Here is a 19,354-nt window from a genome sequence, read left to right as displayed (position 1 = left end):
GCGACACCTTCAAGAGGGTGCCGGGAATGAGAAAGCTATTAGCTATCCCCGATAATACCGCTGCTGGATAAAAGGCATTTTGCTGACCGTCATCGGTAGTTTTTTGCCACGAACCCGGGCGAATACTGATGTGTCCAGTGCGGCGTATTCTTTTGGTAAATAGGCCATGGCAACAGGAGCCTCAACAGTAGGGCCGTAGGTGCCTGATGTTACCTGTCCAATTATTTCATCCCTGTCATTGACCAGCTCGGTACCTTCTCGAACCGGAGCCCTGCTGGAACCCGTCAGACCAACACGCTTTTTGCCAATTTCTTTGGTTTCGATCTGTTGCAGGATGATGCTGTCGCCGGGGAAGCCTCCAGCCCGATCACCACCGGTTCGACGGATTTTGCTGATAGCCCAGATCAGGCTACCTTCAATGGGGGTTGTCTCCGGGTTAAGATCATGACCATAGAGGCACAGGCCGGACTCAAGGCGCAGGGAGTCCCTTGCACCAAGGCCGATCAGTTCCACCTCGGGCTGCTCCAGTAGCTGTTGGGTCAGGGCGCTGGCCTGATGGGCTGGGATGGATATTTCAAAACCGTCCTCACCGGTATAGCCGGAACGGCTGATAAAACAGTCAGCGCCGGCAATTGTCATCTGGCGGGCGTCCATAAATACCATGTTATTGACCTCAGGTGCCAGCCGGGCCAGTGCTTTCGCAGCTTCAGGCCCCTGCAGGGCAACCAGGGCGCGGTCATCCAGAAGCTCCATAGTAGTGCTATCGCCCAGATGGGCTTTCAGGTGGGCAATATCCTGTTCTTTACAGGCTGCGTTAACCACAATATACAAGTGATCATCATTGTCGGAAGGGAAGCGGGTGACCATCAAGTCATCCAGGATACCTCCTTCTTCATTGGTAAACAGGGCGTAGCGTTGCTTGCCTGCTGGCAGGTCGATAATATCCACCGGCACCAGCTTTTCCAGGTCGGCGGCAGCACTTGGGCCGGTGAGCCGGATTTGCCCCATATGGGAAACATCAAACAATCCGGCCTGTGAGCGGGTGTGCAGATGTTCTTTCTTAACGCCCATGGCGTACTGAACAGGCATCTCAAAACCTGCAAAAGGCACCATTTTGGCATTTTGCTTCAGGTGAAGATCGTACAGCGGTGTTTTCTGTAATTGGTTAGATGGCGCTGACATCACAACTCTCCATATGATTTACCCTAAACCGGGCCTCTTATTTCGTCGCCATTAAACCGTGGATGTTGGGAAAAAGCCAGCTTTTGGAAGGGGGAATGGGGAATAGGGGATGGTTGTTCAGGGGGGGGGCAGCTTTTCGCCTCGTTCCCAGCGTCCCCGCTGGGAATGCATACGAGTATTTCAATTTATTCAATAGCTGTATGGATATTAATGCTTAACAGTATTAGTTAATGGATGATCATCGAAGGTTGCGGGTTTGGCAAAATAGCATCGAATGCGTTCAATCCAACAAAAACTCGCTTAACCTTCTTATAAAAGTATAAGGCCACCACTAACAAACTCTCAGTTAGAGTGGGGCAGGGCCTAATTTATAACTCTTATCTACCATTCCCTATTCCCTATTCCCCAGAACCAACTGTTCACTCGTCTTCCCAAACCGTCTTTCCCTATTCTGATAAGCCTGAATAGCCCGCTCCAGGTCAGCCTTGCCAAAGTCTGGCCAGAGGGTATCGGTGAAATAGAACTCGCTATAGGCACATTGCCACAGTAAAAAATTACTGATCCGTTGTTCACCGCTGGTGCGAATTAATAGGTCCACCGGGGGGATATCCCGGGTTGCCAGTTGTCTTTCAATTTGCTGTTCATCAATGGCATTAACGGCAATCTCGCCGGTTTTGACCATGGTAGCCAGTTTTTTGCAGGCCTGGGCAATATCCCACTGGCCACCATAGTTGATGGCAACACAAAGGGTCATGCTTTGGCAGTGTGCTGTGACGCTTTCCGTTTCATCAATGGCGGCTTGGATAACGGGGCTTAATCGATTGCGTTCGCCGATGACTTTGAGTCGTATATCGTATTTAACCAGTTTTTTGGCTTCTTTCTTCAGGGAAGTCAATAGCAGGGACATGAGTCCCCTGACCTCGTCCCGGGGGCGATTCCAGTTCTCACTGGAAAAAGCAAACAAGGTCAGGTAATTGACTCCTAGCTCCTTGCTGGCCCTGATGGTTGCCCTGACCGCATTGGTGGCTGCCTTATGCCCCGATAATTTGGGTAGCAGGCGGCTTTTTGCCCAGCGGTTGTTGCCATCCATAATGACGGCAATATGTTTTGGTACTGGCTCTGCGGGAGCGGGCTGGCTTGGGAAAGAAGCAGTCATACGAATAGCAAGGGTAAAAGACGCTATTTTGGTTCTTTCTGGGAAAAAAATGCAAGTGTAAATATCAAAATACCGTCTGGCAGGCTGTTGCAAGACATTTTTCAGGAGAGGGGAAGGCTGTCAAAAAAACCATAGTACCAAAATGGGCGGCGTTATATTGATTGCATTTTGTCATAGCTATGTCGTGTTTTTTAGAGTAAGGCAGGCAATAAAACTAAACGTAATAATTTATCGGCTGGTTAATTAGAAAATAAACTTTTTAATGCCTAAGCAGCGGGAGATCAGGCTCTAGTCTTATTAGAGAAAGCTGTAATTTTTATCAATTGATCAGGATTAGTTTCAGTTAAACAGAGTTTGAAACTCTTGTTGATTGATGATCCTGCTACTAGTAAGGATGCTGACCATGAAGTCTTGGAAGACTCCATGGGCTGTAGTATCGATACTCTCGATAGCCCTCATCGTTAATACCGTTGTTCCTTCGGCGCAGGCCGGGGAATTTTCTGAAATATCTGCCGAAAATAACCGCTACCCATACAGTACTGTCTGGCTTGCAGGTATTGCCATAGCCAGTGGAGCCGTGATGGCCTCAAGTAGTGTCGCTAGCGACAAGAAACAGCACTTTGGGATTTCTGTGGTATTGGGTGCCAGTAGTGAGCATATACTCAGGCACTTTAATTATTTCCCGGAACATCGCTGGAAGCGCATTGCTGTTGCAACCGGTATGGGGCTGGTTCCGGGAGTGCTGAAAGAGTTATCAGACAGTCGGTTTGATTCTGGTGACTTGTTAGCCGATGTGATAGGCAGTTTTACAGGAGCACTTGTTTCTGATTTGCTAAAAGGCCCTGTTCAGCCAACTCTGAGCGTTAATCTTGGCAAAGATAATGTTCGCCTGGCTATCTATCAGTCTTTTTGAGCACGCTTTGCTGGAGTTCCTCTCGTCCTCTCGTTCCCGGCGTCCTCGCTGGGAATGCATATCTCCCTCCTGCTTCCAGGTACGGTGTAAGTTGATATTCGTATGCGTTCCTGGCAAGGACATTGGGGGCGAGTCATAACACTGTCCGCAATACCCGCCAGTTATAAAATCCTCTCTATTATATGTATTTTCTGTAATTGACTATGAAGGGTATGGGGTTAAAATCCGTCGATCGTTTTTTTGTTTATGTGTTGGTAGCGAAAACAAACGACAGTGAGTGGTTTTTACTGCCAGTAGTGTAGTTCTCTAGCCATAAACAGTAGTAAAGATGCCGCTGTTTGTCATTTGGTGATGAGCAAAAAACCCTCCTATATTTCCAGCTTCCATGCTTCGCGTACCCCTTGAAATACTGTAGCACTTTGTCCTGTGCTGGGTTGGGTTGCGTCTTGAGAGCTTTGCTAATTGTTGATTGATAAACCAAGAGTTAAGGATAAAAGGCACATTGACCGTTTTCCGGCGAGTACGTCAGCCGGCGGGCGGTAGCGTACCTGAATATAAAAGACTCGTTGCTTTTTAGCTAACCCGGATATTTCATACCCGGGTTAAGCCCTCCCATTGACTTCTTTCTGGATAACCTCTCAATGAATAGGCTGAAAAACCTTAGAGCGTTAATGCTGTCTACAGCTGTTATTACCGGTTCTGTAATGATGACAGGCTGTGCCCTGGCTCCCGGAGCTTATCTTGACCCCGGTAACGAGAAACATATCAACTTTAATCTGGTTGATATCAGTGAAAAGGTGGTAGATCCAGAACCTGTGAGTCGCAAAGACCTGGCTGGGGATGATACCGCGGAAAAAGATGAGTTCTACCAATACCTGATTGGTGCCCATGATGTATTAAGTGTCAGGGTCTGGAACAATCCGGATCTGACCTCTAACCAGCAGGTGGCCTCATCTCCCTTTGGCGCACGAAGCAGCACTATAAAGGAATCCAATGAATTGATTCGTGAGCGTCAGCAGGTGACCCCTGAAGGTGTTGAGGTTCAAGCGGATGGCTCCTTCTTCTTCCCCTTTGCCGGTAATATCGCCGCAGCTGGCAAGACCGTTAACCAGATACGGGTCGAGCTCACCAAAAAACTGGCAAAATATGTCAGGGACCCTCAGGTTAGCGTACGGGTACAGGAATTCAACAGCCAGAAAGCCCAGATTATTGGTGAAGTTAAATTTCCCCGCCCACTGCCTATTACCAGTCAGCCCCTGAGGGTGCTGGATGCCATCGCCCTGGCAGAAGGCCTGAAGGACAGTGCGGATAAGGCCGAAGCCATTTTGATGACTGATAACCATCGCAAGACCATTGATATGGCCAAGTTGCTGGATGGTGATATGAGTGAAAACTATCTGATGCGTGATGGTGATGTGCTGAATATAGACAGTAACCGTTACCGCCAGATTGTTATTATGGGTGAAGTTAATCGCCCTATTGCCATGCCCTATGATCAACGCGGTATGAGCCTGAATGATGCCCTGGTAGCTGCCAGTGGTATCAGTCAGATGTATGCCAATGCCAAAGGCGTCTATATCCTTAGAAACAAGACTGAGCAGGGCAAACCGACTATTTTCCGCCTGAATATGAAAAATGCCACGGGTTTGCTATTGGCAGACCGCTTTCCATTACAGGCAAGAGATGTGGTTTATGTGGATACCGCTGGTGTCTCCCGCTGGAACCGTGTGATCAATCAGTTGTTGCCTACTACAAACGCGATCAACGATTTCTCCAAGTAATAATAATCTAGCCCCATAAAAAATGATGTTTTCAAATATTTTAGTGGTCTGTGTCGGTAATATTTGCCGGAGTCCTACTGCGGAATTTTTGTTGCGCAAAAAAATTCAGGAAAAAGGCAGTAAAATCAATATTGCCTCTGCCGGGGTTGGTGCGCTGGTGGGTAAGCCAGCAGCATCAAAGGCTGCGGAATATGCGGCAACCATAGGGCTGGACCTGTCTGGTCATATTGCACGACAGTTAACTCGTGAAATGGCAAGGGAATATGACCTGATTCTGGTGATGGAAGAGGGACATATAAGGGCCGTTGAAGGTATTGCACCAGAAGCCCGGGGCAAAGTTCATTTGCTAGGTCGCTGGCACAGTAATATTGAAATTCCTGATCCTTATCGTAAAGGCGACCAGGCTTTTAAACATGCGCTGGACCTGATTCGTGTCACTGTAGAAGAGTGGGTTGGTAAACTGGTAAGGTAGCAACCCGTTTCGCTGGAGTTTTCAGTTGGCAGTTATCAGTAGGTAGTAGCTGACTTCTCTCATTCTCAGGGTTCTCCCTGGGAATGCAGACCTCCACTGGCTCGGGGTGCAGTGCACCTGGAAACGCCCGTATGCATTCCCGGCGGGACGCTGGGAACGAGAAGGCAGCAGTTCTCGATGAGACTGCCAACTGCCAACGACAAATACAAGTTAAATCTATGTCTATTGAAACTACAAATACACGTTCGTCTGCTCCGGATGATGACGTGATCAGCCTGTCAGAAATACTGGGTATTATTCTGAGTGGCAAATGGTGGATAGCCGGTTCAACACTGTTATTTGCCATTTGTGCGCTGGCGTACCTGTGGATTACTACACCTGTTTATCGGTCTGATGCACTGGTTCAGGTGGAGAGCCAGAAATCCCCCATGAGCAATCTGGTGGAAATGACCGATATGTTCGGCGGTGAAACGCCTTCCGAAGCAGAGATCGAAGTGATTCGCAGTCGCTTTGTCCTGGGGAAAGTGGTGGAATCCCTTAAGCTTGATATTGTGGTTGAGCCGGATTACTTTCCTGTTATTGGCCGTGCGGTTTCCCGCCGCTTTATCCCGGAGCCTGAAACCGGTGAGCTGATTAATAGCCCGTTGCTTTGGTTGAGTGGTTATGCCTGGGGCGGTGAAGCCATCAAGGTGGAGCGTTTCCAGATTCCATCCACCATGCTGGGTGAAACCTATACACTGGTGGCAGGAGAGCAGGGGCGCTACCAGCTGCAGTATAAAGATGAGCCTGTTCTTGCAGGCAAGGCCGGGAGGTCTGCTTTATCAGAAGATGGACAGGTACGCCTGTTTGTCTCTGAATTGAAAGCACGCCCGGGCACTCGCTTTGAAATCACTCGACAGCCCATGGTTTCCGCCATTGAAGGTTTGGGGCAACGTTTGGCTGTTTCTGAAAAAGGTAAAAAGACCGGTGTCCTGTCACTGTCGTTAACCGGTGCTTCAAAGCTGGAAAATACCCGGGCCCTGGAAGCCATTATCGAGCGCTACGTTCGCCAAAATGTTGAGCGGGTCTCTGCCGAGGCGCAAAACAGTCTGAAGTTTCTGGAGCACCAACTGCCAGAAATGAAAAAAGAGGTGGAACTGGCAGAAAGCAAGCTGAACCGTTTCCAGCGGCAAAATAAAACAGTGGACCTGACCCTGGAAACCCAGGCTGTGCTGGAGCAGGCCGTAAATATTGATACCCAGCTGGCTCAAATTGATATGCAAATTGAGCAAATGGGGCAGCGTTACACCGTCAACCATCCCATTATGGAAGAGCTGAAACTGCAAAGGCAGTTGATTGTTGACCGTAAAAAGGAGTTTATGGATCAAACGGAAAACCTGCCAAAAACCCAGCAGGAGGTCATGCGACTGGCCCGTGATGTGAAAGTCAGCACCCAGGTTTATACCGAGCTGTTAAACAAGGCCCAGGAGCTAAAAATTGTTAAGGCCTCTGCCGTGGGTAATGTCCGTATTCTGGATCATGCCCTCTCGGCCATTAAGCCCGTGAAGCCGAAAAAAGCACTGATTGCCGTGCTGGCCACCTTGCTTGGGGCCATGTTGGGGATGGGACTGGTATTCCTGAGAGAAATGCTTAATGCCGGTGTGAAAACCCCTGAGGAAATTGAAAAGCGTACGGGGCTGTCCGTTTACGCCACTGTTCCTGAAAGTGATCAGCTTCATATACTTGAGCGTAATGCCCATAAACAGAACGGTAGCAGTTATCTGTTGGCTCAAGAGGTTCCTGCCGACCTGGCCGTTGAGAGCTTGCGCAGTTTGCGCACTAACCTGGCCTTTGCCCTGATGGAAGCACCTGATAATCGCATTATGATCACGGGACCGGCCCCGAGTGTGGGCAAGAGCTTTATCGCCGCTAATCTGGCCGCATTGCTGGCTGAGACCGGGCAGAAAGTGTTGCTGATTGACGCCGATTTGCGGAAGGGGCATATCTGCAAGGTCTTTGGCAGACAGCGGAATAACGGCTTGGCAGAGATGTTGGTGGGTAAGGCCGATAGCACTGTGATTTTCAAGGCCACAGAAAACCTGGATGTATTACCCAGTGGCCATTACCCGCCGAACCCCTCTGAGCTATTGATGAGTCCCGCTTTCAACACCTTGCTGGATAAGGTTTCCAAGGACTATGATGTGGTATTGATCGACACGCCACCGGTTCTGGCAGTGACCGACCCTGCGGTTGTGGGCAAACAGTGTGGTACGGCCTTTATGATTGTTCGTGCAGGCCTTAACCCCATTAAAGAAGTGGACTATGCCGCAAGTCGATTGAAACAGTCTGGCGTGAATCTAAAGGGGTGTGTCCTGAACGGTATGATCCAGTCTGCCTCCCGCTATGGCAACTATGGCTATTACCACTATGCCTATGAAACCAGCGCTTCCTGACCCGTTGCGCTGGGGGTTTCGGTTAAATGGTTTAATGTTTTGTTGCCACGGAGGCACGCTTGACACTCACTAGAAATGAACTGGATGCTATGGGGCAGACGGAAGCGCTGTTAAAGTGGTCTTTGAGTCGTTATTAATCTGGCCAGAACTGACTATCCATAGCTTGCTCTATGGTCCAGGGAGGTATCCCGGGGAATGCTGTTTTGGCGAGTCCCGTTTCCTTATAGGCATTAATTCTGGCCACCTCATAGGCATCAGCCATCATAGAAGGTACTTTGGACTTCATACTGGGATTTTCTTTCAGGAGTTTAGTGAGCCGAAAACGTTGCTCTTCTATAGACCCTTTCCAGCCTGAGCTTCTATGCTCTGGTTGGAATTGCCATTTCAACAGATGCATTAACAGAATATCCAGGCGATGGCTAAATTGCCGGTATTCGCTTTTGCCCATGTTGTCCAGTTCCTCGAGAATATTATTCAAGTCCAAAGCCTCCAGATTGCCAGAACGAATAAGTTGAACCTGTTGTTGGGTCCAGCCATAGAAATCGGTTTCGTATAAAGATTCAGCCATCGTAGCCTCCTTGATATGTTCTTATTAAAGCCATTATAGCCAGCTCCCGCTGGTGTTTTCGATTCTTGCATTTTGCTGAATCCCTTTTCCAATGATCTGAACTGGGTACTTACAATGCAAGCAATACACTTTACCCTATGGAAAACTAACCGCCTGCCAACGGCCCGAAAGGGCTTTTGACAGACATTAATACAGTTATTACCTTTAGTAATACACTGCTTAATCAGGGAACGGCCATGAATATCAGCTCACTCACCTCAAAGGGGTAAATCACTATCCCCGCCGCCCTGCGGGAACAGTTCTTATTACAACCCGGCGATAAGGTCAGCTTTGAAGTGATTGATGTTCAACTGGTACTGAAACCATTAAAAAAAACACTGGACAGCCTGGCAGGCTGCTTTTCTGAGGACATTGGCAACAGGGTGGCATCACTGGAAGAAATGGAGCAGGCAATACAAACAGTATGACTTTGCCGATGCCATGATAGGGTTCCACAATGCACTGCAATGTCAAACAACCTGGACCTTTGATAAAAAGGCAGTCCGGTTATCTGCACACCTGCGGGGCAGCCCTTGCAGGGCATACGCCAGTGATATGAAGGTGAATGCCAGTCATAAAGGCAGTGAAGTTTTTTACTACCCGGATGTTATGGTCGCTTGCAACGAACCCGGCCAAAATCAGTATGTAGAGGAACAGCCCACTATCATTGCTGAAGTGCTCTCTTCCACCACAGAAGCCAGGGATCGTATGGAAAAACTGGCAGCTTATACCGCCATCAAAGGCCTGCGGGAGTACGTACTGATTCATCAGGATAAAATGGCGGTTGACCTCTACCAGAACACAGCCAGCGGCTGGGAAGTGATCAGGTTAAAACAGGAAACCGACATCCTTCAGCTTGGCTCTATCGATTTTTCTGTCAGCCTTCGGGCGCTGTATGAAGATGTTATTGATTTGATTTAAATTTAGCGGCCAGGCTTGGTTTTTTATTAACAGAGAACTATGCTGTATACACTAAATTTTAAAAAAAAGGTGTATACCATACCGTCAATAATACGCACTAATATTGTTATTGATCAGGATCTTGTCAATGAAGCACTGAGTCTGTCAGGCTTGGGTTCTCGCCGAGAGCTGATTCACCATGCCCTTGAAGAGTTGGTACGTCGTAAAAAACAGCAACAGCTTCTCGAACTTCAGGGAAAAATCAGCTGGGAAGGTGATCTTGATCAAAGCCGGGACCATTCGTAAAAGTGTTGATTGCCTGATTGCGGCTGTTTGCATCCATAATAACGTCCCCATTCTGCATAATGATCGTGACTTTAGTCAGATAGTCCAGCACTCAGCACTGATGAGTATTACGTCAGAAGTGCATTGACCTGTATAATAAACGATGGCAATCAGAACCAGGACACATGGGTGAACAAATGATCGACTTCGGGAAGTACAAACAGTCCCTTACCCTGCTTGAGTCACAATTTGGTCACTGGCGCACGTTGGATACGGCCTTACCCATCTGGATTCAGGAAGCGGTTTCTGAATCCGTTATCCAGCGCTATGAAACCTGCTATGACTGTTTATGGAAAGTACTGAAGCGCTACTTGAAAGAAGGTTTGGGGCTACCTGATGTACCCAACAGCCCAAAACCCCTGTTTCGGATCGCCAATGAAAACAACTTGCTAACCTCTGATATTGCCCGGTGGCTGATATACGCAGACACACGCATTGGAACCTCTCACGACTATGATGGAGAAAAAGCAAAAGCCGCACTGAATATAATGGATGCCTTTATCAAGGATGCGGTAAACCTCTATCAAACCATGAGTGGTGAAACCTGGCCATGAAAGTAACGTTAGAAACTCTGGAGCTGACTGCCAGCGAGCTAAAGATAACTCAGCAGCTATTGAAACGTTATTTACCTAATACCTGTGTTTGGGCATACGGCTCAAGAGTCCGCGGTCATGCTCGACCTGCCTCAGACCTTGACCTTGTTGCTTTTGTAGGTGAAGAACAGTCAGTAGCTATCTCCGAGCTGCGGGAAGCCTTCGAAGAGAGTAACCTGCCATTCCGTGTAGATTTGTTTTGCTGGGATCAGATACCCGACTCATTCAAAGAAACTATCAAGGGCCAGTACGTCGTTATTCAACATCACAGTGGCTGAGCAGAGGCTCATTCGGCTTGATGTTAACCTCGTTTCCACGCTCCAAGTGGGAATGCGCACCACGCCATTTGACTCCCCCTATAACTAAATGCAGTTTTTACTTGATAAAAGCTAACTCGCCACTCTGGATAATTTCGTTGCCCGCTGCTTCAGCGTGCACAAATAACATTGGGCAGGTGAGCAATAATGGTTTTGTCCCGGGTAATTAAAGGTACATTACTACAGAGTGAGTCTGCCGCAATCAAACGGTCAAAAGCATCCCGTGTCCAATCAATGCCAATAGCCGCCTGAACCACTGCGGTCATGGATGATGGCGAACAATACAGGCCAATATCCGCATAAAGGTCAGCGACAATCTGTTCTGGGCGATAAGCAATACGCTTTATCTCATAGAGGTACTGAAGCTCTAACCGTGCCATTTCAGGCAACACGATATCATTAAGCTCTAACTGTTCGCACGCAGGTGCTGAGAGCTTATCTAAATGACCTCCGTGTAAAAAAACGGCGATATGGGTATCAATCAAAACCATGGTCAGCATCCCAAAGACCAGTATCTTCAGACTCCAGACTGTCAAGATCCCCAATAACGGTATTTCTGGGCTTAAGCCTGGCCAGCTTGGACTGCTCCTGATGCTGGACAGCCAGCACTAAGGAACAACCATTGCGAGTTAACGTCAGCGGTTTGCCCGTGGCAATCACCTCATCCACCATTTGGAAGATGTTTTTTCTCAGCTGGGTCAGGGTGACTGGCTCTGCCGCCCCTGAGTCACTGTAATCATGATGTTTCATTTCCTGACTCCAGTTAGCGTCTTTCAAAAGATTGTGTACATTTATAAAAATAGAGCGTACATACATGGATTGCAAGAAGACCGACCTGACCGAATGATTTCATTTTGTGCCGTCTTAGCGAAAGCCACAAGAAAAAACTCAAGACCAACCCAACCAGAATCACTCTTTGAGTGAATAGAGACGTTGTATGCAAGCACTACTAGAAGAAAATCTCCTATTAAGATTTCTATTTGTCTTTATACTTTCTGTAATTTTAATTAAATGCTGGAAACAAATTGCATACCGATTAAATCTTGTTGATAAGCCTGATCACAGGAAAACGCATGTAGGTGCAGTTCCTTTGGTGGGTGGCATTTGTGTTTACACAGTAATCGTTATCACAACGTTGCTTCTGGGCAGAAATAGTATTGAGCTCTACTGCTATCTCGTCTCTGCGGGAGCCCTGGTAGTGATCGGTGCTTTGGATGACAAGTATGATATCAGTGCAAAAGTCCGCCTGTTGATTGAAGGGATTGCCGCTCTTATCATGGCTTTTGGCGCAGGGGTTTACGTTACCAACCTCGGTAATCTGTTTGGGCTAGGTGATATCACCTTACCCCTGTTTATTGCTATCCCCTTCACAGCTATAGCCGTTGCCGGGTATATCAATGCCGTCAATATGGCCGACGGGATTGACGGTATGGCTGCAAGCCTGAGTGTTATGACGGTGCTATCACTGCTTGTGCTATTACATGGTAATAACCACCTGTTTATACTGCCTTCTATTACACTGGCTGCAGCACTGCTCGCATTCCTCGTTTATAACCTGCAACTGGTGAGAGGGTTAAGGAAAGTCTTTTTAGGTGACGCTGGTAGTATGTTTTTGGGCTTTACCTTCGCCTGGCTGGTAATACGCTTTTCCCAGGGCGACCAGCATATTGAAGCCCAGTTTAGCCCAGTAACAGCCCTGTATATTTTAGGTATTCCACTGGTTGATATGTTGGCAACCATTGCTCGCCGAATTAAAAAGGGACAAAGCCCATTAAAGCCAGACAGAACCCATGTCCATCATATCCTTTTGCATGCGGGTTTCACTCCCAGACAAACGCTGGCCATCATAATTGTGGTTGGTAGCCTGTTCCATATTCTAGGCATTGCACTTCATTATGCAGGCGCACCGGACTGGGTTCAGTTATTGGCCTTTTTGAGTGTGTGTGGCCTTTATTATGAAGCCGTTATCCACGCCTTCCGCCTTAGCCAGATTATTCAATTCTTCCGTGGTGCCAGAAGCCCAGTTAAAAAAGGTAAACTCTTTACCCGTTATGGCCGCAGCAAACATAAGCTGGCAGAACATGGTATGGCTGATCATTTGACGCATCAGCCAAAAGAAAAGCACACCTTTAAAGATCAAACCGTTTAATTTTTTTGAACCACAAAGACACAGAGACACAAAGAAAAAGCTTTTCATTTTAAAAGCAAAAAACTTTGTGCCTTAGTGTCTTTGTGGTTAATAAAAAGGAGTAATAATGAAAGTCACTGTTTTTGGTATTGGTTATGTAGGCCTGGTACAGGCAGCTGTTCTGGCTGAAGTAGGCCATGACGTTGTTTGTGTCGATGTAGATCAAAACAAGGTTGATAACCTTAAAAAAGGGATAATCCCTATCTATGAGCCTGGCTTGGAACCTCTGGTTAAAGAAAACTTTGAAGCCGGTCGTTTGCATTTCACTACCAATGCTCAGGAAGGTGTTGAGCATGGTAAAATCCAGTTTATCGCGGTAGGAACACCACCGGATGAAGATGGTTCTGCGGATCTTCAGTATGTATTGGCTGTAGCAGAAACTATTGCTACCCATATGAACAATGAAAAGATCATTGTTGATAAATCCACTGTGCCTGTTGGCACCGGCGACAAGGTAAAAGCCAAGGTCGCTGAAGTGCTGGCTACCCGTGGTGTAGAGCATGCTTTCCATATCTGCTCTAACCCTGAGTTCCTGAAAGAAGGCGCTGCAGTTAATGACTGCATGAAGCCTGATCGCATTGTTGTGGGTACAGACAGCGACGATGTGATTGATACCATGCGTGAACTCTATGCACCCTTTAACCGTAACCATGATCGTATGATCTTTATGGACGTTAAAAGTGCCGAGCTGACCAAGTATGCGGCTAACTGCATGCTGGCTACTAAAATCAGTTTTATGAACGAAATGGCTGGTTTGGCTGAAAAACTGGGTGCTGATATTGAGATGGTGCGACAGGGTATTGGCTCTGATCCACGTATTGGCTATCACTTTATCTACCCAGGTTGTGGTTACGGTGGCTCTTGTTTCCCGAAAGATGTTCAGGCTCTGAAGCGCACTGCGGAAGAGATTGATTTTGAGCCGCTGATGCTGCGTGCTGTAGAAAATCGTAATGCCAAGCAGAAGGAAGTGCTGTTTAACAAAATCAGTGGTCACTATAAAGGTAACCTGGAAGGCAAAACATTTGCAATCTGGGGCTTGTCCTTTAAGCCTAATACCGATGATATGCGTGATGCCCCTAGCCGTGTATTAATGGAAGCGCTTTGGGAACGTGGTGCAAAAGTTCAGGCTTACGATCCGGAAGCCATGGAAGAAGCACAGCGTATTTATGGCGTTCGTGAAGATATGCAACTGTGTGGAACCCGTCAGGCCGCATTAAAAGATGCTGATGCCCTGATCATCTGCACCGAATGGAAACCCTTCCGTGCTCCGGATTTCGACCTGATGGCTGAACTGCTCAAAGAGCAAATCATTTTTGATGGCCGTAACATGTTCGAGCCCGAGCGCATGACCAAAAAAGGCTTCACCTACTACTCCATAGGCCGCGCCTGATTTTTTTAACCACGAAGGACACTAAGGAACACGAAGTTTGTTTTCTTTTAAACCTTAGTGCTCTTCGTGTCCTTCGTGGTTCCAAAAAAGAGTCTTAAAAATGAAATACTTAGTCACCGGTGCAGCCGGATTTATCGGGTTCTACGTAGCACGCAAACTCTGTGAACTGGGCCACGAAGTAGTAGGCCTAGATAACCTCAACAGCTACTACACCCCCAAGCTAAAACATGACCGTCTGGAACAGCTAAAACCCTACACCAACTTCCATTTCGTTCAAATGGATCTGGCTGACCGTGCAGATATTGCTCAGTTATTCCAGACAGAAAAATTCCAGCGTGTAATTCACCTTGCCGCTCAGGCGGGTGTTCGCTACTCCCTGGAAAACCCTATGGCTTATATCGACAGCAATCTGGTTGGTATGGCGACGATTCTGGAAGGCTGCCGCCATAATGACGTAGAGCATTTAGTCTACGCATCCTCCAGTTCTGTTTATGGTATGAATAGCAAAATGCCTTATTCAACCAAAGATGCTGTGGATCACCCCGTTTCCCTCTATGCTGCAACCAAAAAATCCAATGAGATGATGGCGCATAGCTATTCTCATCTTTATAAAATTCCTACCACAGGTCTGAGATTTTTTACAGTTAATGGTCCGTGGGGACGCCCTGATATGGCAGCATGGAAATTCACCCAGGCCATTCTGAAAGATAAGCCAATAAATGTCTTTAACAATGGTGAACTTCAAAGAGACTTCACTGATATTGAAGATATCTTGGAAGGCATTATTCGTATTCAGGGTGTGATTCCTACAGGTGTTGACGGTTTTAAAAACGACGATCCAAGTCGAAGTTCTGCGCCTTATCAGATTTACAATATCGGTAATAACCGCCCCGTGAAATTGATGGATTTTATCAAAGCCATTGAAAAAGCCTGTGGCAAAGAAGCTATTAAGAATTACTTGCCAATGCAGGCTGGTGACGTATTTGCTACTTATGCAGATGTGAATGATTTGATGGAAACTGTTGACTTTAAGCCAGTTACATCAATAGATGAGACTATGCAGAGGTTTGTTAGTTGGTACCAAGATTGGGTTACTGCTTGATAACTTGTAAATAGCTACCCAAATAACTAGTCACCATTCTCTCTAAGAGCTTGTCGGACATAACTGTTAACACTGGCCTACTGTGAAAAATCCAAATTTGATCCAGTTTTTGAGCTGATTCTTGTTAAACCTCTTAGGGGTGTATACCCCGCAGCTCGCTGAGAACTAACGTTCAGAGCTATCATTTATACCCCGGAACTTGCTCCGAGGTAGTTATGGGAACCACTATTCGTATCAAAACTGGCTCAAACCTGTATTTTTCTCACTACGACCGGTTAAGTCCGGCAGAACCCTAACAGTAATAATGAGAGAACATAGTACAAATAGGCTAAGTGACCGTTAATGGTTAAGAAAAAATAGTTCTATTTATACCTTAACCAAAAGGCCCATTTTTATACTTGATGCATTGTAACAATACTGTGGACACTTTCAGGCAGCGATAGCCCCGTAGCTACTGAACCGCTGATTATTCAAGGCTGTGGCTGCAAGGTGTTTCATTGATCAGCTATAAACGGAAATATAGCCTTAATAAAACTGGTATGCCGAAATGTACTCAGGTTCGTTTCGGTGAAATATTAAGTAGTTCATAGATTGAAAACGAATATTTTTCTCTCCATAGGCCACAGCCCGTGTGGTAGTGGAGAAAAAACGCAATGTTTGGACTACTTATAATCTTTATATTTGGTGTAAATTTTGAACAAAACAGCAACTCTTTTATCTATTTACAAAAGCGATAAAATTGAAAATACAAAAAAAGCTATAGAATCGCTGCTGACTCAAACATATACAAATCTAGATATCTATATCATTTGCGATGGGATTTTAACTCAAGAATTAAATGAATACTTGGACTCTTTGAAAGTAAGAAAAATAGTTAGACGAGATGAAAATAAAGGGCTTGCATACTCACTTAATGAGTTGATAGATGTGATTCTGCGTGATAGTGAGGTTGGCTATTTGGCAAGAATGGATGCTGATGATATATGTGCGAGTAAAAGAATTGAAGAGCAAGTTGCTTTTCTTGAGAGGAATCAGTTGGTCGATATTGTTGGAACTGATGTTGAAGAGATTGATGAAAATGATGTAGTTATTGATTATAAAAAGATGTTTTCACATGATATTAGTATAAAGAAAAATATAATAAAAAGATGCCCTTTTAATCATCCTACAGTTATGTTTAGACGTAAGGTTTTTGAAGATGGCAACCGGTATTCTTCTGAATTGAAAAACACTCAGGATTATTTCTTTTGGATAGAACTTGCTAGCAAGAATTATGTTTTTGCTAATATCAACAAACCTTTACTTAAGTTCAGGATTGATAATAACTTTTTTAAGCGAAGAGGGCTTGCTAAAGCGAACAATGATTTTAAAGCGAAATTATTTGCCATGAAATCCTTACATGCGCACTCTTTAAATAATTACTTCTATGCTTTTGCTATATATTTTCTAAGAATAATGCCTAGTTCTTTTTCAAAGCTAGCATATAAATACTTACGATAATAAAAAATAGGCAGGGTGCTATTCATTGAAACAGTTGACATATCCAATTTGAGTTTTTAAAGTGTTTTTTTATTTAGAGATTAATTGTTTTATGTTTAAAAAGATTTTTAGCTTTTTCTTTTCTGTTATTTCCAGACAGCCTTTTATTTTTATAATAGGTTTATTTAGAGGTTCGATTATCCGTTCTAGCTATTTTGATGTCAGAGTACTGCTTAAGTCAAAGTCTGTAAAAACTGAAGTAGGCAGCAAAGTATTTCACTCTGTTAGAGTAGGTAAGTACACATTCATTGGTGTTGACTCTATTCTTTTTCCAGGGACGCAGTTAGGTGAATATTCATCTGTTGGTAATTGTTGCAGGATAGGTACTGGTGATCATTGCATAAAAGGGATTGTGTTAAATACTAGACTTTTGCCTTATGGTATAGGACATGGAGCAACCTTTAAAATCACATGTCTTGAAGAAGATGTATGGGTTGGAAATAGTGCATCTATAAAAGGCGGGGTTACTATTGGGCGCTCATCGATAATTGGAATGGGATCTGTAGTATTAAAAAATGTTGATAGATATTGTATTTCTTATGGTTACCCTGCAATTAATACTAAACTAAGACTTAGTGCAGATAATATCGAGAAAATAGAAAATACAAGATGGTGGATTATGGAACCAAAAAAAGCCGCTCAAAAAATCAAGAATGGAGTAGTTGTTAGTGAGTAATTTATATTTAATAACCGGGTCCTATATTGTAATAATTCTTCTGTTGGTTTTTATATACTTAGCTGACAACTACATTTTGAGTGTAAGAATAAGGGCTCAATTGGAAGGTGGGGCCTTTAAGGGTATCAGTTATGCGATGCAAGCTAGTTATTTTGTTAGGATTGGGATATTTCTGTACAATGGATTAATTGGTATTGTTATAGATTTGGATAGTAACTCTTTACCGTTTCTTTTTTCTTGCGCTTTTTTTGGGAATATTATTTTTTTAGCTGGATTGTATTTTGAGAACAATACAGTTAGAGCAAAAAAAGTAAGAGCTTCTTTTGCTAATGCTAAAAAAGAAAAGTCCGTGCTGGGTTTTGATACTTGGTTTCTTTATTTGGCGCAGTTTTTTTTCCAAGCGGCGTGGCTAGCCCCTCTTTTTGCTAATAATATTAGCGTGGGAATGAAAGGTACAGCATTGGCGATGGGGTCTTTTATTAATGGTTTTAGTGGTTTTATAAATGCTTTTAGGCTTGAGCCTATATTGAGAAACTGTTCAGATGATAAAGAAAAATTATATTTTCTTTATGAGGAAGTGCGAGCTGTCAAAAAAAATATTGCTTATTTTTCAATCCTTCTATCTTCATGCTTATATATTGTTTATATTTTCTGATAAAAAGGTTTATTTTGAACTTCAATTCTACTTCAGGTTTCCTCTCAGCTTTTGGTATTAAAGTTGGTGATTTAAACCTTCCTATGAGTTTTTTTTCGATAGTTTTTTCAAAAGGAGTAAATAAAAAGGGTATAGGTTTTTTTATCTTTCCAATAGCTGCGCTTTTTTGTTTTCTTTTTATTCACCTTGCAAAGGGTAATATAGACGAAGGTCTTTTTTTTAAAAACATTTTTAGACTGTTATTCCCATTTGTAACTGCCTGCCTGCTTGCTGTTAGATTTTCAAATGGTAATAAAAATAGGTTTGTTGAATTTTCATCCGGAATTTTGTTTTTATGCGCTATTGATATTATTCCTTCAATAATATTTTACGCACCGCAATTTATCATTTCTGTGATAAGTGGGAATATATATTTTATAAAAGATAAAAATATACTTCTGCAAAATACAAACTATACGGCCTTTTTTTGTTTTGTAGCAATGCTTTCAATCTATTTGTCGTATAAAATTGAAGGAGTTCTTTCAAAGAAGCACATTTTTTTTGCTTTTTTGCTATCATGCCTATCAATGTCTAGAGCTTATATTGCTTCTCAAATAATAATTTTATTTTGTTTTTTTGTTCCTGATAGATTTTTCAAAAAAAAGATGAGATTTGCAAGTATTTTTGTTTTTTTTGCAATGATCTCAACTGTTTTTTATTTTTTAGCAAAATTCAACTTCGATGACACTTTTATTAGGGGTATCCGTACTGATGTTGATGGTAGTGCTGCAACAAAATTTGAAATAATAATGTATACTAGTTCGGTTATAAAAAAGTATGGGTGGGATTTTTTAATTGGACTGGGGCCTCAAATTATTGATCAAAGTTTACTTGTTACTTATGCAAGTCACTCCATGGTTGGCATTATGTCAGAACTAGGCTTGTTTATTATTGTATATATAATGCCATTTTTTATGCTGGCATTAAAAAAGCCTATCTTTTTCTTTTGTAATTCTGGTTTTTTTCTTGCGGCTCTAACGACATCTTTCCCAATAGCTTATCTGACTCCATGGTTGATGATTGTTTACATATCGCTGTATCAAAAAAATGTATGATTTTGTTTGTAA

Annotated in this window: 21 protein-coding genes; 16 read left to right on the top strand and 5 right to left on the bottom strand. The window is 44.3% G+C overall.

The window, feature by feature from the left end; translation table 11 throughout:
- Positions 1 to 42: 42 nt before the first annotated feature.
- Both gcvT and MJ595_RS20425 read right to left on the bottom strand, forming a co-directional pair.
- Positions 43 to 1,182, bottom strand: coding sequence for a glycine cleavage system aminomethyltransferase GcvT (gcvT, locus tag MJ595_RS20430; RefSeq protein ID WP_263079943.1), 1,140 nt, complete (start codon positions 1,180 to 1,182; stop codon positions 43 to 45).
- A 391-nt stretch (positions 1,183 to 1,573) separates the two neighbouring features.
- A complete protein-coding gene (locus tag MJ595_RS20425; protein ID WP_263079941.1) occupies positions 1,574 to 2,338 on the bottom strand; it encodes an isoprenyl transferase in 765 nt (254 codons plus the stop codon).
- A gap of 403 nt (positions 2,339 to 2,741) precedes the next feature.
- Between MJ595_RS20425 and MJ595_RS20420 the strand changes: the two genes are divergently transcribed.
- The 4 genes from MJ595_RS20420 to MJ595_RS20405 all read left to right on the top strand — a co-directional run bounded on the left by MJ595_RS20420 (position 2,742) and on the right by MJ595_RS20405 (position 7,936).
- Entirely contained in the window at positions 2,742 to 3,251 is a 510-nt protein-coding gene (locus MJ595_RS20420) for a hypothetical protein (RefSeq protein ID WP_263079940.1), read from the top strand.
- 641 nt (positions 3,252 to 3,892) lie between these two features.
- Complete coding sequence (locus tag MJ595_RS20415) at positions 3,893 to 5,032, top strand: polysaccharide biosynthesis/export family protein (protein WP_263079938.1); 1,140 nt, start codon at positions 3,893 to 3,895, stop codon at positions 5,030 to 5,032.
- Positions 5,033 to 5,057: 25 nt separating this feature from the next.
- Entirely contained in the window at positions 5,058 to 5,504 is a 447-nt protein-coding gene (locus tag MJ595_RS20410) for a low molecular weight phosphotyrosine protein phosphatase (RefSeq protein ID WP_263322552.1), read from the top strand.
- A 218-nt stretch (positions 5,505 to 5,722) separates the two neighbouring features.
- Entirely contained in the window at positions 5,723 to 7,936 is a 2,214-nt protein-coding gene (locus MJ595_RS20405) for a polysaccharide biosynthesis tyrosine autokinase (RefSeq protein WP_263079937.1), read from the top strand.
- A 133-nt stretch (positions 7,937 to 8,069) separates the two neighbouring features.
- Here MJ595_RS20405 and MJ595_RS20400 read toward each other — a convergent pair whose 3' ends face one another.
- Entirely contained in the window at positions 8,070 to 8,504 is a 435-nt protein-coding gene (locus MJ595_RS20400) for a DUF29 domain-containing protein (protein WP_263079936.1), read from the bottom strand.
- Positions 8,505 to 8,779: 275 nt separating this feature from the next.
- On the opposite strand from MJ595_RS20400, the gene MJ595_RS20395 reads away from it, so the two are divergent.
- From MJ595_RS20395 to MJ595_RS20375, 5 genes are all read left to right on the top strand, one after another.
- Positions 8,780 to 8,971: an AbrB/MazE/SpoVT family DNA-binding domain-containing protein gene (locus tag MJ595_RS20395; RefSeq protein ID WP_263322551.1), complete on the top strand. Its 192-nt coding sequence runs from the start codon at positions 8,780 to 8,782 to the stop codon at positions 8,969 to 8,971.
- 13 nt (positions 8,972 to 8,984) lie between these two features.
- Positions 8,985 to 9,464 (top strand): Uma2 family endonuclease, encoded by a 480-nt coding sequence (locus MJ595_RS20390; protein ID WP_263079935.1) that lies wholly within the window; start codon positions 8,985 to 8,987, stop codon positions 9,462 to 9,464.
- A gap of 39 nt (positions 9,465 to 9,503) precedes the next feature.
- A complete protein-coding gene (locus MJ595_RS20385) occupies positions 9,504 to 9,749 on the top strand; it encodes a type II toxin-antitoxin system VapB family antitoxin (protein ID WP_263079934.1) in 246 nt (81 codons plus the stop codon).
- 164 nt (positions 9,750 to 9,913) lie between these two features.
- Positions 9,914 to 10,342 (top strand): nucleotidyltransferase substrate binding protein, encoded by a 429-nt coding sequence (locus MJ595_RS20380; RefSeq protein ID WP_263079933.1) that lies wholly within the window; start codon positions 9,914 to 9,916, stop codon positions 10,340 to 10,342.
- Positions 10,339 to 10,659 (top strand): nucleotidyltransferase domain-containing protein, encoded by a 321-nt coding sequence (locus MJ595_RS20375; protein WP_263079932.1) that lies wholly within the window; start codon positions 10,339 to 10,341, stop codon positions 10,657 to 10,659. Before MJ595_RS20380 ends, MJ595_RS20375 begins: the two co-directional genes overlap by 4 nt.
- A gap of 149 nt (positions 10,660 to 10,808) precedes the next feature.
- On the opposite strand, the gene MJ595_RS20370 is transcribed toward MJ595_RS20375, so the two are convergent.
- The gene (locus MJ595_RS20370; protein WP_263079931.1) at positions 10,809 to 11,198 is read right to left on the bottom strand and encodes a hypothetical protein; all 390 of its coding nucleotides are present in this window, start codon (positions 11,196 to 11,198) and stop codon (positions 10,809 to 10,811) included.
- On the bottom strand, positions 11,176 to 11,448 hold the full coding sequence (locus MJ595_RS20365) for a type II toxin-antitoxin system Phd/YefM family antitoxin (RefSeq protein WP_263079930.1): 273 nt from the start codon (positions 11,446 to 11,448) through the stop codon (positions 11,176 to 11,178). Before MJ595_RS20365 ends, MJ595_RS20370 begins: the two co-directional genes overlap by 23 nt.
- 187 nt (positions 11,449 to 11,635) lie before the next feature.
- Here MJ595_RS20365 and MJ595_RS20360 point away from each other — a divergent pair, with 187 nt between their 5' ends.
- The 7 genes from MJ595_RS20360 to MJ595_RS20330 all read left to right on the top strand — a co-directional run bounded on the left by MJ595_RS20360 (position 11,636) and on the right by MJ595_RS20330 (position 19,342).
- A complete protein-coding gene (locus MJ595_RS20360) occupies positions 11,636 to 12,847 on the top strand; it encodes a hypothetical protein (protein WP_263079928.1) in 1,212 nt (403 codons plus the stop codon).
- A gap of 106 nt (positions 12,848 to 12,953) precedes the next feature.
- The gene (locus MJ595_RS20355) at positions 12,954 to 14,276 is read left to right on the top strand and encodes a UDP-glucose/GDP-mannose dehydrogenase family protein (RefSeq protein ID WP_263079927.1); all 1,323 of its coding nucleotides are present in this window, start codon (positions 12,954 to 12,956) and stop codon (positions 14,274 to 14,276) included.
- A gap of 100 nt (positions 14,277 to 14,376) precedes the next feature.
- A complete protein-coding gene (locus MJ595_RS20350; RefSeq protein ID WP_263079926.1) occupies positions 14,377 to 15,378 on the top strand; it encodes an NAD-dependent epimerase in 1,002 nt (333 codons plus the stop codon).
- Positions 15,379 to 16,071: 693 nt separating this feature from the next.
- Positions 16,072 to 16,878, top strand: coding sequence for a glycosyltransferase (locus tag MJ595_RS20345; RefSeq protein ID WP_263079925.1), 807 nt, complete (start codon positions 16,072 to 16,074; stop codon positions 16,876 to 16,878).
- 91 nt (positions 16,879 to 16,969) lie between these two features.
- A complete protein-coding gene (locus MJ595_RS20340; protein WP_263079924.1) occupies positions 16,970 to 17,593 on the top strand; it encodes a hypothetical protein in 624 nt (207 codons plus the stop codon).
- 76 nt (positions 17,594 to 17,669) lie between these two features.
- Positions 17,670 to 18,248 (top strand): hypothetical protein, encoded by a 579-nt coding sequence (locus MJ595_RS20335; protein WP_263079923.1) that lies wholly within the window; start codon positions 17,670 to 17,672, stop codon positions 18,246 to 18,248.
- Positions 18,249 to 18,262: 14 nt separating this feature from the next.
- Entirely contained in the window at positions 18,263 to 19,342 is a 1,080-nt protein-coding gene (locus MJ595_RS20330) for a hypothetical protein (protein WP_263079922.1), read from the top strand.
- Positions 19,343 to 19,354: the final 12 nt, after the last annotated feature.

It is taken from the genome of Endozoicomonas sp. Mp262, from assembly GCF_025643335.1.
In the GTDB taxonomy this organism is placed as follows: domain Bacteria; phylum Pseudomonadota; class Gammaproteobacteria; order Pseudomonadales; family Endozoicomonadaceae; genus Endonucleibacter.
The sequence above is the reverse complement of the archived record's forward strand: the minus strand, read 5'-3'. Positions and strand labels throughout refer to the sequence as shown.

Bases quoted from the DNA above. Each gene is read 5' to 3' on its own strand.
- gcvT (WP_263079943.1), bottom strand. From the start codon at position 1,182: ATGTCAGCGCCATCTAACCAATTACAGAAAACACCGCTGTACGATCTT.
- MJ595_RS20365 (WP_263079930.1), bottom strand. From the start codon at position 11,448: ATGAAACATCATGATTACAGTGACTCAGGGGCGGCAGAGCCAGTCACC.
- MJ595_RS20385 (WP_263079934.1), top strand. From the start codon at position 9,504: ATGCTGTATACACTAAATTTTAAAAAAAAGGTGTATACCATACCGTCA.
- MJ595_RS20415 (WP_263079938.1), top strand. From the start codon at position 3,893: ATGAATAGGCTGAAAAACCTTAGAGCGTTAATGCTGTCTACAGCTGTT.
- MJ595_RS20400 (WP_263079936.1), bottom strand. From the start codon at position 8,504: ATGGCTGAATCTTTATACGAAACCGATTTCTATGGCTGGACCCAACAA.
- MJ595_RS20380 (WP_263079933.1), top strand. From the start codon at position 9,914: ATGGGTGAACAAATGATCGACTTCGGGAAGTACAAACAGTCCCTTACC.
- MJ595_RS20410 (WP_263322552.1), top strand. From the start codon at position 5,058: ATGTTTTCAAATATTTTAGTGGTCTGTGTCGGTAATATTTGCCGGAGT.
- MJ595_RS20405 (WP_263079937.1), top strand. From the start codon at position 5,723: ATGTCTATTGAAACTACAAATACACGTTCGTCTGCTCCGGATGATGAC.
- MJ595_RS20340 (WP_263079924.1), top strand. From the start codon at position 16,970: ATGTTTAAAAAGATTTTTAGCTTTTTCTTTTCTGTTATTTCCAGACAG.
- MJ595_RS20420 (WP_263079940.1), top strand. From the start codon at position 2,742: ATGAAGTCTTGGAAGACTCCATGGGCTGTAGTATCGATACTCTCGATA.
- MJ595_RS20375 (WP_263079932.1), top strand. From the start codon at position 10,339: ATGAAAGTAACGTTAGAAACTCTGGAGCTGACTGCCAGCGAGCTAAAG.
- MJ595_RS20370 (WP_263079931.1), bottom strand. From the start codon at position 11,198: ATGCTGACCATGGTTTTGATTGATACCCATATCGCCGTTTTTTTACAC.
- MJ595_RS20390 (WP_263079935.1), top strand. From the start codon at position 8,985: ATGATAGGGTTCCACAATGCACTGCAATGTCAAACAACCTGGACCTTT.
- MJ595_RS20425 (WP_263079941.1), bottom strand. From the start codon at position 2,338: ATGACTGCTTCTTTCCCAAGCCAGCCCGCTCCCGCAGAGCCAGTACCA.
- MJ595_RS20350 (WP_263079926.1), top strand. From the start codon at position 14,377: ATGAAATACTTAGTCACCGGTGCAGCCGGATTTATCGGGTTCTACGTA.
- MJ595_RS20355 (WP_263079927.1), top strand. From the start codon at position 12,954: ATGAAAGTCACTGTTTTTGGTATTGGTTATGTAGGCCTGGTACAGGCA.
- MJ595_RS20360 (WP_263079928.1), top strand. From the start codon at position 11,636: ATGCAAGCACTACTAGAAGAAAATCTCCTATTAAGATTTCTATTTGTC.